Annotated in this window: 16 protein-coding genes and 1 tRNA gene; 9 read left to right on the top strand and 8 right to left on the bottom strand. The window is 62.6% G+C overall.

What is annotated here, in order from left to right:
- Positions 1 to 7: 7 nt before the first annotated feature.
- Both C3E77_RS01840 and C3E77_RS01845 read right to left on the bottom strand, forming a co-directional pair.
- Complete coding sequence (locus tag C3E77_RS01840) at positions 8 to 922, bottom strand: NAD-dependent epimerase/dehydratase family protein (RefSeq protein ID WP_162924878.1); 915 nt, start codon at positions 920 to 922, stop codon at positions 8 to 10.
- 197 nt (positions 923 to 1119) lie between these two features.
- Positions 1120 to 1608: a YajQ family cyclic di-GMP-binding protein gene (locus C3E77_RS01845; protein ID WP_108390083.1), complete on the bottom strand. Its 489-nt coding sequence runs from the start codon at positions 1606 to 1608 to the stop codon at positions 1120 to 1122.
- 82 nt (positions 1609 to 1690) lie between these two features.
- Here C3E77_RS01845 and C3E77_RS01850 point away from each other — a divergent pair, with 82 nt between their 5' ends.
- A complete protein-coding gene (locus C3E77_RS01850) occupies positions 1691 to 2440 on the top strand; it encodes a lytic transglycosylase domain-containing protein (protein WP_162924879.1) in 750 nt (249 codons plus the stop codon).
- A gap of 249 nt (positions 2441 to 2689) precedes the next feature.
- On the opposite strand, the gene C3E77_RS01855 is transcribed toward C3E77_RS01850, so the two are convergent.
- Positions 2690 to 3706 carry a LacI family DNA-binding transcriptional regulator gene (locus C3E77_RS01855; RefSeq protein ID WP_108390085.1) on the bottom strand — a complete coding sequence of 339 codons (1017 nt, stop codon included), beginning with the start codon at positions 3704 to 3706 and terminating at the stop codon, positions 2690 to 2692.
- Positions 3707 to 3846: 140 nt separating this feature from the next.
- Between C3E77_RS01855 and C3E77_RS01860 the strand changes: the two genes are divergently transcribed.
- From C3E77_RS01860 to C3E77_RS01870, 4 genes are all read left to right on the top strand, one after another.
- Positions 3847 to 4767, top strand: coding sequence for a carbohydrate kinase family protein (locus C3E77_RS01860; RefSeq protein WP_108390086.1), 921 nt, complete (start codon positions 3847 to 3849; stop codon positions 4765 to 4767).
- 98 nt (positions 4768 to 4865) lie between these two features.
- A tRNA-Tyr gene (locus tag C3E77_RS01865) sits at positions 4866 to 4947 on the top strand.
- A 214-nt stretch (positions 4948 to 5161) separates the two neighbouring features.
- Positions 5162 to 5311 carry a hypothetical protein gene (locus C3E77_RS15350; protein WP_162924880.1) on the top strand — a complete coding sequence of 50 codons (150 nt, stop codon included), beginning with the start codon at positions 5162 to 5164 and terminating at the stop codon, positions 5309 to 5311.
- Positions 5308 to 6228, top strand: coding sequence for a phage major capsid protein (locus C3E77_RS01870; RefSeq protein ID WP_234031259.1), 921 nt, complete (start codon positions 5308 to 5310; stop codon positions 6226 to 6228). Before C3E77_RS15350 ends, C3E77_RS01870 begins: the two co-directional genes overlap by 4 nt.
- Before the next feature lie 414 nt (positions 6229 to 6642).
- Here C3E77_RS01870 and C3E77_RS01875 read toward each other — a convergent pair whose 3' ends face one another.
- Together C3E77_RS01875 and C3E77_RS01885 are read right to left on the bottom strand one after the other, a co-directional pair.
- Positions 6643 to 7050, bottom strand: coding sequence for a hypothetical protein (locus C3E77_RS01875; protein ID WP_108390087.1), 408 nt, complete (start codon positions 7048 to 7050; stop codon positions 6643 to 6645).
- Positions 7051 to 7736: 686 nt separating this feature from the next.
- Positions 7737 to 8051, bottom strand: coding sequence for a hypothetical protein (locus tag C3E77_RS01885; protein ID WP_108390089.1), 315 nt, complete (start codon positions 8049 to 8051; stop codon positions 7737 to 7739).
- A gap of 81 nt (positions 8052 to 8132) precedes the next feature.
- Here C3E77_RS01885 and C3E77_RS01890 point away from each other — a divergent pair, with 81 nt between their 5' ends.
- Positions 8133 to 8789 carry a hypothetical protein gene (locus C3E77_RS01890; protein WP_162924881.1) on the top strand — a complete coding sequence of 219 codons (657 nt, stop codon included), beginning with the start codon at positions 8133 to 8135 and terminating at the stop codon, positions 8787 to 8789.
- Positions 8790 to 9012: 223 nt separating this feature from the next.
- On the opposite strand, the gene C3E77_RS01895 is transcribed toward C3E77_RS01890, so the two are convergent.
- From C3E77_RS01895 to C3E77_RS01905, 3 genes are all read right to left on the bottom strand, one after another.
- On the bottom strand, positions 9013 to 9540 hold the full coding sequence (locus C3E77_RS01895; RefSeq protein ID WP_108390091.1) for a hypothetical protein: 528 nt from the start codon (positions 9538 to 9540) through the stop codon (positions 9013 to 9015).
- A gap of 332 nt (positions 9541 to 9872) precedes the next feature.
- Positions 9873 to 10481 carry a hypothetical protein gene (locus C3E77_RS01900; RefSeq protein WP_108390092.1) on the bottom strand — a complete coding sequence of 203 codons (609 nt, stop codon included), beginning with the start codon at positions 10479 to 10481 and terminating at the stop codon, positions 9873 to 9875.
- A 419-nt stretch (positions 10482 to 10900) separates the two neighbouring features.
- Positions 10901 to 11782 carry a hypothetical protein gene (locus tag C3E77_RS01905; RefSeq protein ID WP_162924882.1) on the bottom strand — a complete coding sequence of 294 codons (882 nt, stop codon included), beginning with the start codon at positions 11780 to 11782 and terminating at the stop codon, positions 10901 to 10903.
- Between C3E77_RS01905 and C3E77_RS01910 the strand changes: the two genes are divergently transcribed.
- The 3 genes from C3E77_RS01910 (at position 11750) to C3E77_RS01920 (ending at position 14277) form a co-directional block, all read left to right on the top strand.
- The gene (locus C3E77_RS01910) at positions 11750 to 12454 is read left to right on the top strand and encodes a hypothetical protein (protein WP_108390094.1); all 705 of its coding nucleotides are present in this window, start codon (positions 11750 to 11752) and stop codon (positions 12452 to 12454) included. The genes C3E77_RS01905 and C3E77_RS01910 overlap by 33 nt on opposite strands.
- 1 nt (position 12455) lies before the next feature.
- Positions 12456 to 13085 (top strand): hypothetical protein, encoded by a 630-nt coding sequence (locus tag C3E77_RS01915; protein ID WP_108390095.1) that lies wholly within the window; start codon positions 12456 to 12458, stop codon positions 13083 to 13085.
- Positions 13086 to 13518: 433 nt separating this feature from the next.
- Positions 13519 to 14277, top strand: a complete 759-nt coding sequence (locus C3E77_RS01920) for a CPBP family intramembrane glutamic endopeptidase (protein WP_108390096.1) — start codon at positions 13519 to 13521, stop codon at positions 14275 to 14277.
- Positions 14278 to 14293: the final 16 nt, after the last annotated feature.

A 14293-nucleotide genomic window follows, 5' to 3' on the forward strand; every position in this document is an offset into this window, starting at 1 on the left:
GTAGCCGTCAGGAGCGGTAGAACGCGACGGTGTCGTCGAGCGCGGTCTCCCAGTCGGTCGACCGCACATCGAGTTCGCGTTCCGTCTCCGAGGCATCCGAAAGGAAAGGGGCTGTGAACTGGTAGCTCGACGCAGCCACCTCCCGCATCACGGGATTGACCGCGCCGATGCCCTTGAGCAGTGACGACGGGATCCCGGAAATCGAGCCGCGGACGCCGTACCGCTCGTTGACCTGGCGGCAGATGGCGGTGCGGCTGAGGTCGGTGGCTGCCGGAACGTGCCAGACGCGCCCCCACTCACCGGTGTAGGCGCGCGCAGCCACGACGGTGCTCGCGAGATCGGGCAGGTACGCCCAGCTGTGTGGGAGGGCGGGATTGCCGACCGCCCAGGACCGTTTGCTCGCAAGGATCGGGCGGAAGAACCGGGTGCCGAGGTGGGCATCCGCTCCAGCTCCAGGACCGAAATAGTCGCTGGCCCGCACCTCGACGGCGCGCACATCCCCGCGTTTGGTCGCCGCGCGGAGTGTCTCCCAAAGGTCGCGACGCACCTCGCCTTTCGACTCGGCGGGTTGTTCCGGTGTGGTTTCCCGCATCGGCATGCTCGCCGTGCCGTAGGAGTAGAGGTTGCCGATCATCACGATGTCCGACCCGGTCTGCCGAGCGGCACGGATGACCGCGTCGACGATCGGTGGCCAGTCGCTGCGCCACCGATGGTAGGGAGGGTTGGTGCAGACCACGATCGTCGAGCAGCCCTCCGCTGCCCGGGTGAGCGTGCCGGCGTCTGAGGCGTCGAGCGGCACGGCGGCAGCGCCCGGGAGCTGGGTGGCTGACCGCGTGCCGACGGTGACGGTTTCACCGCTGCCGATGAAGGCGCTGGTGACCGTCGATCCGACCGCGCCAGCACCGAGGACGAGAACGCTCACGATCACTCCATCCACAGGGGTTTGGCCAGAGTTTAGTCCGCCGCCCGTGACGTTGCTCCGTCAGAAATGGCTCAAGCAGACTTTGCTCCGCCACAAACGGCTGCGTTTTGTCACGAAATGCAACCGTTTCCGACCACGCAACGGGCCAGGTCGACAGATGCACAGGCATCCGCACGGTGCGGCCGATGTCTCGCGGTCTAGCGGAAGTTGATGAACTGCAGGTCGATGTCGAGGTCCTTGCCCTTGAGCAGCGCGATCACTGACTGAAGGTCGTCGCGGCTCTTCGACTGCACGCGCAGCTCGTCGCCCTGGATCTGGCTCTTGACGCCCTTGGGTCCCTCGTCGCGGATGATCTTGTTGATCTTCTTCGCGTTCTCCTGGGTGATGCCGTCCTTGAGCTCCGCTTCGATGCGGTATTCCTTGCCGCTCGCATACGGGTCGCCGGAGTCGAGGCTCTTGAGCGAGATGCCACGCTTGATGAGCTTCGTCTGGAAGACATCGAGGATCGCCTTGACGCGCTCTTCGCTGTTCGCCTTCATGAGGATCTTGTCGCCGGACTGCGCGATCGACGCCCCGGTGCCCTTGAAGTCGTAGCGCTGCTCGATCTCCTTGTGCGCCTGGTGGAGTGCGTTGTCCGCCTCCATCTTGTCGACCTTGCTAACCACGTCAAACGATGAATCTGCCATGGCCCCATGGTACGGGTTTCCGCGGTCAGGCGGGGTGGCGCCCGTCGGGCATGCTCTCGGCTACGAATGGGAAGATAAGCGGATGCTGTCAGCCCGCCTCGCAATCATCACCGGTGCCGTGGCATCCGCTCTGCTGCTCAGCTCGTGTGCTGCACCGAGCCCGGATACACCGACCGAGATGTCGGCCGGGCAGGCTCCGACCTTCGCTGCCCCGGCCGAGTCGCCGGTCGCCGCGGCTGTGCCGAGCAGGCCGGGGACCCCTGGGCTCGTGGACGACAGCTGGATCGCGGCCACGGCCGAGGCGACGCGGATTCCGGAACGCGCGCTGCGTGCCTACGCCGGTGCCGCGCTGGCGAAGGCCGCGCAGATGCCGGAGTGCGGCGTCGGATGGAACACGATCGCGGCGATCGGGTCCACCGAGAGCGATCACGGCCGCCATGATGGCTCGAGCGTTGACGACGCCGGCACCGTGTCTCCACCCATCTATGGCGTTGCGCTCGATGGCGACGGCAACATCTTGATTCGCGATTCGGATGCCGGTGCCATCGACGGCGACGCCACGTATGACCGCGCGATCGGGCCCATGCAGTTCATCCCGCAGTCCTGGAACAACTGGAACGTCGACGCCAACGCTGACGGGGTCGCGGATCCGCACAACCTCGACGACGCGGCGATGGCCACCGCCAACTACCTCTGCCGGGTGTCGGGAGACCTCGTCACCGAGACGGGCTGGCAGCGGGCGATCCGCGGCTACAACCCCAACGACGAGTACGTCGCGACGGTCGCGCGGACGGGCACCCTGTACGCGGAGCGGGCCGCGGGCGCGAGTTAGCGCGCAGCTCGGCGCCCGCGTCGCGCTGAGACAAGGACATCGGCGCGAGGGAAGGAAGAAAACGGCGGTTGTGTCCTTATCTGGCGCCTTTTTCCTTGTGCCGCGCCGACGGCATCCGTTCGCATCGCACGGTGGACAGGCCATCGCGCGATTATCAGGACCAAACTCGCGAAATCGTCCTGATAAGCGTGCGATCTCCTGCAATCCTGTGTCGCGGATGCCGCGGGGGCGGGCCCGGGGAGGAGTCGCCTACTCGGGCGGCCGCGCGGTCGACGATCGCACGATGAGTTCGTAGTAGAGGGGCACGCCCGCGCTCGCCGGGGCATCCTTGTCCGGCTCGAGGTACTCCATGAGCGCTTCGACGGCCTGCTCGCCCTGCCGCAGCGGAAATTGCGCAACGGTCGTCAGTCCGAAGAACGTCGAGAGCTCGTGGTCGTCGATGCCGACGATGGAGACGTCCTGCGGCACGTGTAACCCGAGATCGCGGGCGGCGAGGATACTGCCAATCGCCATCTCATCCGACGACGCAACGATCGCGGTCGGCCGGTTGCGCGGGCTCCCGAGCAGCTGTTTCGCTGCCTCGTAACCGCCGGGGAGTGTGAAATCTGCGGGGCGGAAGAGGGCAGGATCCGGGGTGACACCGGCATCCGTCAGTGCACCCTCGTACCCGATTCGGCGCTTGGATGGCAGGTGGAAGTCGCGGTCGAATTCCTTGCCGCCACCGATGTGGGCGATGCGGGTGTGGCCGAGGCTGAGCAGGTGCTCCGTCGCGAGGCGGGAGACGGCGACGTCGTCCATGGTGAGGCTGAAGACGTCGGTGATCGCGCCGCCGATACCGATGAGCGGCTTGTCCATGGCGTGCAGGCTCGACACCTCCGCCTCGGTGAGTTCGAGTCCGATCGCGATGACCGCGTCGACCCGCTGCCGCAACAGGAAGTGCTCGAACACGCTCTTGCGTTCGTCTCCGCCGCCGGTGAGGTTGTAGAGGGTGAGGTCGTAGCCGTGGCGTAAGAGAGCGCTCTCAGCGCCCTCGACGACCGACGCGAAGAACCAGTGGTTGAGCGATGGCACCACGACCCCGACGTTGCGGGTGCGACCGGAGGCGAGGCTCGACGCGTTCGATGACACGACGTAGTCGAGCTCCTGGGCCGCCTGCGCGACTTTCTCCCGCGTGGCATCGGAGACATACCCGCGACCGCTCAGGGCCCGCGAAACGGTCGCGGTTGAGACGCCCGCGTGACGCGCAACGTCATCGATGCCCGCCATGGGACTCCTTCGTGCCGGAAATGTACCAGTCGCCAGCATAGCGACGGCCAGCCGACCGCGGCGGCTGGAAGGGCAGTCATAGCGTTGGATCTGGCGTGCCGCGGCGGAGGTGTGCGACCCTCGAAGGAGAACGGAGTCCCATGGAGAGAAACGACGCCCGCACGGTCGTCATCGGAGACGCGCTCATCGACGAGATGCGTGACGGTGAGACCAGCCGTGACTTCGTCGGGGGTGCGGCGCTCAACGTCGCCGTCGGCCTGGCCCGGTTGGGCGTGCCCACCACACTGATCGCCATGGTTGGAAACGACGCTGATGGCGCGAGCATCCGTTCGTTCCTCGACCTCCACGGCGTCGACCTCATTGCGACGCCCGGCCCGCTCGGCAGCTCGCGCGCCACGAGCGACCGCACCGACGGTGAGCCGCGATACAGCTTCAACGAGGCGGCGCAGAAGCGGCGAATCGTGTTCGGTGATGAGGCGCGGCTGGCGATAGCGGATGCTCCGCTCGTCGTGGTCAGTTGCTTCCCGTTTGATGACGATGAGCAGAGCGCTGCGCTTGAAGAGTCGGTGCTGAACCCGGGTCGCAGGCTCGTGATCGACCCCAACCCGCGTGCGGGCATGCTGCACGACCCAGCCGCCTTTGTCCTCAACTTCGAGCGGCTCGCGGCGGCAAGCCTGCTGACAAAGGTCGGCGACGAAGACGCAGAACTGCTGTACGGCATCGCGCTGGCTGACCTTGTCGGCCGCCTGCGCTTTGCCGGCACCGCTCACGTGCTGGCCACGGCTGGCCGCGCCGGCGCCGAAATCGTCTCAGCGTTCGGTCGCGTGGTCGCGCCGATCGCCGACCTGCCCGGGCCGGTCATCGACACCATGGGTGCTGGTGATGCGACGCTCGCTGCGACGGTCCATGCGCTCGCGACCGGCGGCATCCCGCGCGGACTCGACGCCTGGAAGCGCGTTCTCGACGAGGCGATGCTCATCGCCGGGTGGACCTGCCGCACCGAGGGGGCGCTGCTTCAGCTGCCTCCGGTCCCGGATACGACGGGTCGTATTCAGTTGTAGGCGCAGGTGGAAGGCCCGCCGATTTCTCGAAGAGGGCGGGCACAGGTTATTCTTTTCAAGCGCCTCCGGTTGTCTGTACAAGTTGGTCGGATGCGTTTGGCGAGTTACCCAAGCGGCCAAAGGGATCTGACTGTAAATCAGACTGCTCAGCATTCGGGGGTTCGAATCCCTCACTCGCCACGTATAAAACCCCCGGAATCATGCGGATTTCCGGGGGTTTAGTCGTTTCTAGAGGGCTTTCCCCCACGAAACCCCCACAATCGTTTCTGCGCGTACGCCATCCATGCGTTCTGAAACGGCATCAAGGTCGTCCTCGAAGAAGTCCCCAGGTGGGAACACTCCGCTAGAGCAGGGCTCGCGGGTGAAGTCACTCTCACTTGGGAGAACCATTCACATGGATCAGATCGATATTGAATTCCAGCAGCTGGTAGAGGACTACGAGGCTGAACACCTGATTTACCCGACCGGCTTTGAGGCTGAACCGGACTTCGAGGAAGATCCGATTTACGACGTGGCCTGGGGCCGTCAGGAGGCAGGACTGTGAGTGCGTACACCTACCCGATGCCCATTTCCGTCGGCAAGCTCCCGACCGAGCAGATTCACCTCCTCCTGGCACGGCCGGATCTCATCGGAAAGCGCCTCGCAACCCTGATGGACAACAAGTTCGTCGCCGACTTCCTACTGCAAGGGCGGTTCGAAGCCCGCGGCGGTACCATCCTGTACGAGACCGGTGAAGAGATCTTCGCTGCGGACGCACCGGAGTCGATCTCGCCTGGTGGCGAGTACCCCCGGACGGTTCTCACGCGCGGTGAGGTTTCGGCTGCTCGTACGACCAAGTGGGGCATCCAGACCGAGATCACGGACGAAGCGATCGCACGTCAGGGCATGGATCCGGTTGAGCGGGCGCTGGGTCGCCTGGCGAACACTGTGGTGAAGCACGTCGACTCCGTGGCCATGGCGGTAATCGCCTCGAAGGTTTCGTCGGAGGTTGCGGGTACCGGACCGTGGACCAGCGTTCAGAGGATCGTGACGTCGCTGATCGGTGCGCGGACCCAGAAGGAAGACCTCGATCTGGGCATCAGCCTCGACACGGTGGCTCTGTCGCCGCTCGACTACGCAAACGTGATGGGTCTGTTCCTCAATGCCGGCGTGCTGCCGCGCGAGAACAACAACCCGATGCTCAGCGGGGAACTGCCGCCGAACCTGCTCGGGTGGACGTGGGTGCCGTCGCAGCACGTTCCCGGTGGCGATCCGTGGGTGTTCGACCGTACGCTGCTCGGTGGTATGGCTGACGAGGATCTCCGCTCGCCTGGGTACACCAAGGCTGGTCGCTTCGGCGTCGAGGTTAAGGTGGAACGCATCTCCAGCCGTGACGCGTACGAGCCCCGCGCTCGCCGCGTGACGGTGCCTGTTGTCCTCGAGCCGCTGGCTGGTGCGAGGCTCACCGGCACTAGGGCTTGATCGTGAGAGTCTCGCTGGATCTTACGCCTGAGCAGTGCGCTGTTGTCGCGAGCAACCGGACCGCGGAACCTCGTGACTTGTTCGCCAAGCTCAAGTTCACGCGTGCACAGACTGACGCACTAGTCGAGACTGTTGCTCCGGAACGCCCCGCTGGCAGGTCTGCCCTCTCGGAGCCTGTGGCTGGCAGGGCAAATGTGTCCAGCACAGCTGATGCGCTCGCGGTTGAGCGGTGGGTAAAGGGCAGCTGGCTCTAACAGCTCAATAAGCCGGGGTGCGCGGAGGACCGGTTACTCACCGAGAGGCGAGACTCAGCGCACCTCACCCCCGCACAGCACGTCGCGCCGCTGTGCATCACGGCGTACGGGGAGCTTCGTTAGGAGGGGTTCAGGCGAGGCTCCCCGCAATTCACCGCTGTCAGCGACCCGTCTGAGTTGCGTCGACCGCAAGAAGGATTACACCAAGGATCGCAGACACGATGAGGACCCATTGAATGCGCTGCTGATGCCGGGACATCTCAGGCCCAGACATGGAAATGTTGATGTCGTATTCGTCGAGTGCGGGGCCGGCGCTCGAGATGCCGTAGTGGCTGAGCATCCGTTTCTCGAAAGCCTGATTCTCTTCCAGGGCAACGATGGACGCAGGCGTTCCATCGGCCCTCGGACGCGCTCTGGCCTCGACCTCGTCGGACTGCGCACGGACGAGTTTCGCCACCTTCACTCGTATCCGACGCTCCTCAGCGAGCCGCCACTGCTCGACCAGCGTGGACGCTGCCGCATAGACGGAAGCAGCGATAGGGATCAACGCAGCAAGCAACGTACGCACATATGCAGGCTAGCGACTTCCAAGCAGCAGAGGACGCACCCGAATCGCCATAAAATTCCGCCTCGCCCCGACCCCCGGACCACTCCCCGCCTGAGTGGTCCTCTCTCCCCGGTTGGGACCCCCCATCACGCGCGTGCGAGAACTCTCATCGAGAAAGGTGTCTGCCTTGAACATCACCCCGTCGGTGAACCTCACCCCGTCGGTGAACCTCACCCCGTCGGTGAACCTCACCCCGTCGGCGCTGTGGGACGCGTACGAGCGGGGTTTCCGTGGGATGGACTTTAATTGCGCGGTTCTCGAGACGTGGCCGCGGCATTGGATTCCGCCGCTCGACTTAGAACCCTGGCAGTGGGTCGAGATGTTCCGCCGCTGTCACGACGTCGCGCACGACACACGCTTCCAGCAGCTCGCGGATGTTCCGCCGCTGGTGTTCCGGGGATCGTCTCTCGCTGGCTGCGGTGGCATCTCGTGGACTCAGGATCTGCGCACAGCACGTCGGTCTGCGCATCGATCGGTGTTCCGGGAGGACCGGCCGGCGGCTGTGTGGGTGGTGGAGGTCTCACCGAGCATGGTTCTCGCGCTGCCGTCTGACCAGGAGGTGGTGCTGGACCTCGGGGATGCCGTGCCGGTGCAGTTTGAGGCTCCTGTGGAGTCCTGGGCGGGTTTCGCGATGAGCTGGGGATTCGTCAGGCGGGGAGAAGCAGTGTCCAGATGCTGGCGGCTGCCCCGAGGAACACTCCGAGCCCGATATAGACGAAGTCCGCCACGGCTGCTTGAGGGCGACCCTCGGTTGCGCGATGGGCGATCTGTAGCAGAACAGCAGACTGATCAATGGTCGGCATGTCTGGCTCGTCGTTCGGCTGGCCGGGACCGCCGTAGGTTGCTGCGGAGTACTCTCTCGCGTCCCTCGTGGCAGTGCGATACAGCCCCCATAGGCCCAAGAGCGGCAACAGTGCCGATAAGACGTACATGAGGATGATGAGCACGAGGGCGGAGTCCATGGTCAGGACTCTACTGGTCCACGGTTGCCCCCTTTAGGGCTGCCCGCTCATCAGAGTTCGGCGTCAGGCTAGTGTGACGTCGTGGCTAAGCGTGAGATACCTCCTGTCCCCGACCTTGTTCGAGCGATGCTGCGGCTCAGGGATAAGCGGGGTCGGGATCTGGCTATCCTTGGCGCATCCTGGCTGGATGTCGTTCTCGAGCAAAACCTCATTGCCAACATGGGCGCTCTCAGCGCCAAGGATCGCGAGGAATTGTTCGGCGGCCGGGGTGTCCTTTCGACCACTTCCGCGAAGATCAGAGTCGCTCATTCGTTCAAGCTGATCAGTGAGGAGACGAAGTCACAGAGCCTGTTACTCAATAGGGTGCGCAACGAATTTGCGCACACGCTCGAAGACCTGAACGCTACCTCTCCTCGAATACTGCATTTGCTTGACCAAATGTCTTTGACGCCCGAGCACGGCTTGGAATTCATCACCATCAATCCTGACGCACCCACGGAGCTCGAACACGATGCGTTCCTCTTCGACGGCGAGAGATTCGAGATCGATGATGTGAACGCCATCCTCGATTTAGACCCGGAACGAGTGCTCTTTTTCCTACCGAGTGGGGATGGAACCTCGCCGGATGCTGTGCTTCTCCGGCATGTCTATGCATGCATTTTCGGTGTCGCAGGGTTGGGTCTGAGATCGTGGGTCGAGCGCACTTCGCTTGGCGGGCTCGGGGAGATGACCCACTAACTCTGTCGCCCCCTCGATGGCCTACGACGCCGTACCGCGCTGGGCGACCGTGACGTTGCTGAGATGCGCTGTGAGGCAGTTGGGACACATCCAGTAGGGGTGACGCTCAGTCCCAGCGATCTGCAGTCGTACGAGGCAGCGGGGACAGTTCGGAGTATCGAACGAGGTTGCGTCGTCGTCCATTTTGAAAGTATGCACCTGAGCGACACGACACGCTAGGACGTTAGCTATGGCTAGATGCCAACCTTGTCCAGTAACCGATCTCATCGTGGTCGAAGTGTCCCACGGCGGCAGTTTCTTCGCCCCACTCCCTCAATGCCTCAGCATTCTCCACCGGCACGACGCCGAGTTTTGCCGCATGCTCCAGTGCACCGGCCCAGTGGTCACCTAGGACGTCCTTGTACGTCGGCTTCTTCAGGTCGACGCTCGTCAGAGTTCCGCCCCTACGAGCCACAAAGACTGAATATGAGGTCCGCGCCCGCCCGGTACCCAAAACGATCTCACCCGCAGTGCCTGGGCGAGGTTGGCTGGTCCGGCCTCGGTCAATGTCCCGGGGTGAGGCGGACTCCGCGACGCGCGCCAGGTCCTTCGCTGCTTCGAGCATCTCTTCATGGGCAGCTTGAAACTCGAGGAAATGAATGTCTTTCTCGCGCTCGTTGCGCCTGACTCGCAGGAAGCTGCGGGTCGAGAAAACCAAGGCCACCGTCGCAGCGGAAATCACGGCGATCGCCACCAGAGTTACGACGTCCATATGGGTCACTATACCTTCGTCTCATTACCGCAGATTGAAATTTACCTGAAGGGTCTTAGCGAGGACTCACACTTTATCCAAGATCCGGTCGAGCTTGCCATCAATAGTCACCGCTGTTGTCTCGAGTACTCCAAGGCGAGTCACCAACGCCTTTGTTGTATCGCGAAGACTAAGCGACGTGGCTTTTGCTGTGTCCGATGCGAGCTTGAGAGCATTGGTTGTGTTGCCGTTGAGCGAGTTCGTGGTGCGTTCGGAAGACCGTTGCGTGCACAAGTTGAGGATAGCCACACCACATGAGACCACTGCTGTAGCAAGCGAGACCCATTCCATGGCTAGTTGATCTCCCTCGACCAGTCGGGTATGGATATGTCTCGTATGCGATTGTCTAGCTCCGGTATGGTTTCAGCCAGCTCGGTGAGTTCCTTCGCGAGCCCGGGAATAGCCGATACGGGAATCTGGAACACAGTCGCATCCGATCCGCCGACGTGTTCATCGAATTGAAGGCGCGCCGTGACTACCGGTACGAGCTTCTTTCCGCCCGCTACGTCGATGAAACGGAGATCCAGCGAGAAACGAGCCACGCTCAGAATGGGCAGGAAGCTGTCTCTCTGGCGGCTTCCCTCAATCCGTTCGGTGACCAGTTCGTCTGGGGCGATCAGTTGTACTAGACGCTCAGCCTCGTCATCGTCGATGGTAGGCATCGCTTTTCGGACGTCAGCAATGACATCGGCTACCCCCTCCCGCGACGCCGTTTCATAGATCAGCGAAAGTGCCCGAGTGGCTGACTCCCACTCGGGGTCTCCGGGATTCTGATCGATGGTAACTGCGTCGACGCCGAGCGTGGTCCGCAACTCAACGTCGCGGTCGGGGTCTACCTCAATGAGCGACTGCACCGCACCCCGGAAGGACGCGAGCTGCAGGACGGAACGGAGAGTGGTCAAGTGGCGCCCCCATGCTAAGACTGAACGCTCGAGCCTACCAACGCCCTGAGTTTCGGGAACCCCCCAGTGCGCGTGACGCGCTCAGCCTGTGCCGGGTCTGGTGACGGTCGTTGAACGGTCGCGCTGCATCCGGATGAACTACTCGGGCAGGTGCGTCTAGCCCCCACGAGAACCCCACAACTTCCCGCCATCTCAGCTGATCGAAGCGGTTCGTTGTGATCCAAAGAGCCCGACTTTTCCGGTATATTTTGAGTAATCGGCGTGGACCCTCGGCCGTTGAGGGGGTTCGAATCCCTCACTCGCCACCATGGGTTGTGCGTAGATCTCGGAGATTTTGCCCGTAGATCTCGAATAACACGAAAAAGCCCCCGGTTTCCCGGGGGCTTTTTCGTTGCTAGAGGGGTTCGTTTCTCTGCGGCCTATGTGTTGGTCGGGGCAGCGTCTTGGGGAGTGGGTTTTCTGTTTACGGGCAGGCTTGCGCCTTCGATATTTGTTCGCTTGGTCGCTTTGGGTTTGTTGCGCTCGCGACCGGTGATGCGGCTGGGTGCACTGATTCGCCGGTTTCGGCGGCTTCTCGCAATCGGCGCCACGATGCCGTCAGCGGTGTCCTGCTCAATCTCCTTGAGGTTCAGCAGGAAATCACGAACCTTCTGAAGGTTCGCGGCGGCCACGGTGATTACGACGAGGAACATCTTCGCGGTGTACCCGCGCATGCGACGCCGTCCGGGCTGTGCGAGGCCGAAGGTGTTTTCGTTCTTGACGTATCCGTTGAAGGATTCGACGTTGTTGCGCGCGTGGTGGTACTGGGCTTCCCATTCCTTGCTGCCGAACTCGTAGTACTGGCCGTGGCTCTTGCTATCACTTGGGCCGAACGTCGTGGAGGACTTGTTCGTGCAGACTTTCAGCTTGCTTTTCGGAACCTTGATGATGGGAATGAGCGCCTTTGTTGAGTCGCCTGACGGGCACATCTCTTTGAGTGGACATGTGACGGTGGGGTTTGGGCCCGCGGCTGGGCACATCAGGCGGGCGCTGCCGTTTGTGGGTGTTTCTTTCGCTCGAAAGAGGTAGAGGCTCCGCGTCTGGAGGAGTGCCTTCCACGTCTTTTCGCGCACAGCGCGGCGGTCGGCGCGTTCACGATTAGTGAGGTCCAAGTTGCGGTCGTCCCGTTTGTTCGCGTTGCGGTAGTTGACTGTCGCGTTGATGAGGGGAGCGGGCATGCTGGGGCAGTACCAGGATCCCTCGACGAGGATCGCGCCATTGACGGTTTCTTGGACGCCGAGCTGATTGATGGGGTAGTCCATGACCAATTTGGCCCCGGCTTCGCGGAGCGGAGTCTGGAGAACGTCCGGGTCTCCCGCGGGGAGGTAGGCACGGTCGCCAGCGAAGTGGTCGATGAGGTGTCCACGCTCGTGCAGGCTGTCGATGATCGTGCGCGCTGCCTGGACGGGGGCGACGCCTGGTTTATGCTGGGCCTGAAAGGCATGATGACCGCGGATTCGTTGGAGCGCTGGATCGCTAAGGGCTACCAGCCGTACACGAATAGTGCCGGTGTGCTAGACGCGCGGAAGCCTTCCCCCGCCGCCAAAGCGCCACCGAAGCAAACAATCGCAAAATGGCGAGGGATTGCTCGTGACGTTGCCGACGTACTGAAGCCGATATCGTTTGGTCTTACAGCGATTTCGGCTGGACTTGCAGTCGTGTCGATGCGGGTGGGGGTCACCAACCCGCAGACCGGGGCTACGCTGTGGCAGGCAGCGGAAGTCGTTGGGACGGTCTCCGTCATAACTAGCGGCGTTACAGTGGCTCTCGAATGTGCGGCGTATCTCATGGATTCCCAATGCCTAGCCTCGCTCATCGTTAGTGCTATGTCCGGAATGATCGCAGGCGCTGGAGGCGGTGCACCCGCAAGTTTCATTTTCGACGCACATCTCTTCGCCGTCGAGTTCCTTTACCCCCCACGGAGGTTCGAGTAGCGTGTCAAGATCGGCGTGGAAGATTGCTGTCTTTCCGGAATCACGATGGAATGGGTGGCTGCTCGCGGCTTTCGTCCTCATTATGGAACCGCTTTTCGTGGTGGCTTTTCTTTCGAGAGAGACTCTCGGTGAGCGCATTTTTTGGGCGGCGTTCGCCTTAGCGTTTCCGCCCGCCATGGTGCTCATTAGGATGAACCGTTATGCCGGTGTCGTGGCCCGGGCGCGGGAGCTGGCGTCGGCCGAGGGTAGTGAGGCGGTCAGCGTCGGATTCGCGCGCGCGGCTTCGTATGTCAACGGTTCGCCCGCACCTGCCAAGCCGTGGGTCGACGTGTACAGCCGCGGTGCGCTAGTGGCGACCGAGACAGAGATCCAAATGTGGGCAGGACCGGAAGCTAAAAAGCCATCGGTAGTTCGTCCGCTATCCGACCTCGTCACAGCCGAGGTGGAGAAGAAATTCCCTGGCCTTGGGTTCGCGCCTATCCTCAGCCTGACGTTCGCGGACGGCCTGGTCATTGAACTCGTCGTGTTGCAGGGGATGTGGACTGACATGTTCGGTCCAACCACTCCTCATTTGGGTCGTGTGGTCGAGGCGCTTCGCGCAAAGAGCTCTCCCCCGGGACCCGTCTCGTAAACAGCAGACGCCTTGTCAGTGCGCCGGAAGCAATTTTCGCAGTGACAATCGGGCGTCACCCATCAGCGGCACCTTCGCACCTATATCCGTTACGCAACTCCACACCCGATTGTGGACTCCTCACACAAAAAACGGTCAGGCGACCTCGGCGACGGGAGCTCAGCTCCGTCGGCCGCCGCGACGTCAGGTACCAGCATTCCGGAGCAGACCTCACGAGAGAAGGAAGCCGCGGCGCAGGAGTGCGTCGACGTGGAGGCAAGTACGCGGCGCCAACCGACTCATCTGGTGTGTCTTAACGGCTTCAGGGGATTAACTCCTGAACAAAAGGGGCCATCGCCGAAGAGCCGATGAACTCTTGTGGGGGCGATGCCCATGGCGTACCTCTGGGACGAGTCGCGCGGTCGTCAGGCGTCGCTCGGGAGGGGAACGGCCGATGTCGAAACTGCAGGACACGAAACCCATTCTTCACGCGCTCATCTGGATCGCGATCTACATTGTCGCGGTCAATATCGGCGACATCGTCGGTGACGTAATCGGGTTTCCCGAGCTGACGGGCCTTGTGCTGATCGGTTTGTCGATCGTGCTCGTCATCTACCTGCGTGCCGCAGGCCGACTCGCTTTCTACGGCCTTCGGCGGGTGCAGCCGGGCACTCTGTCGCTCACCCTGTTCTACATTCCACTTTTCGCGACCGTGCTCGTGCCGTTCGCACAGGGATTTGCACCCGGGCTGACCGTGCGAACCGTCATCTTCGCCGTTGTGCTCATGGCCGGGGTCGGATTCGTTGAGGAGGTGCTGTTCCGCGGTTTCCTGCTTCAGGCGTTGCGGGTCAGCGAGCCTCTGACCCGCGCGATCATCATTTCGGGCGTCACCTTTGGCCTCGGGCACATTCTCAATCTCTTTCGGGGATACTCGATCGTTGACCAGATTCTCCAGATTGTTGCCGCCGTCATCGTCGGGATCGCCCTCTCCTACTGCGCCGTGCTGACCGGAAGCATTGTTCCCGGCATTGTCTTCCACGCGCTCTTCAATATCAGCAGCACGCTCACCAACAGTTCGGCGATGGCGGATGCCGTTGGTGTCGGCGTGACGTCGCTCGTGCTGGTCGTGTACATTTTTGTCCTCCAAAAACGACTGGCGGACGTCGGCCCAGCGGGCATCGATTCACTGGATCCGCGGGGTCGCCGCCCGTGAGAATGGCGAGGGATCG

This window comes from Mycetocola zhujimingii (assembly GCF_003065425.1).
Classification (GTDB): Bacteria; Actinomycetota; Actinomycetes; order Actinomycetales; family Microbacteriaceae; genus Mycetocola_A; species Mycetocola_A zhujimingii.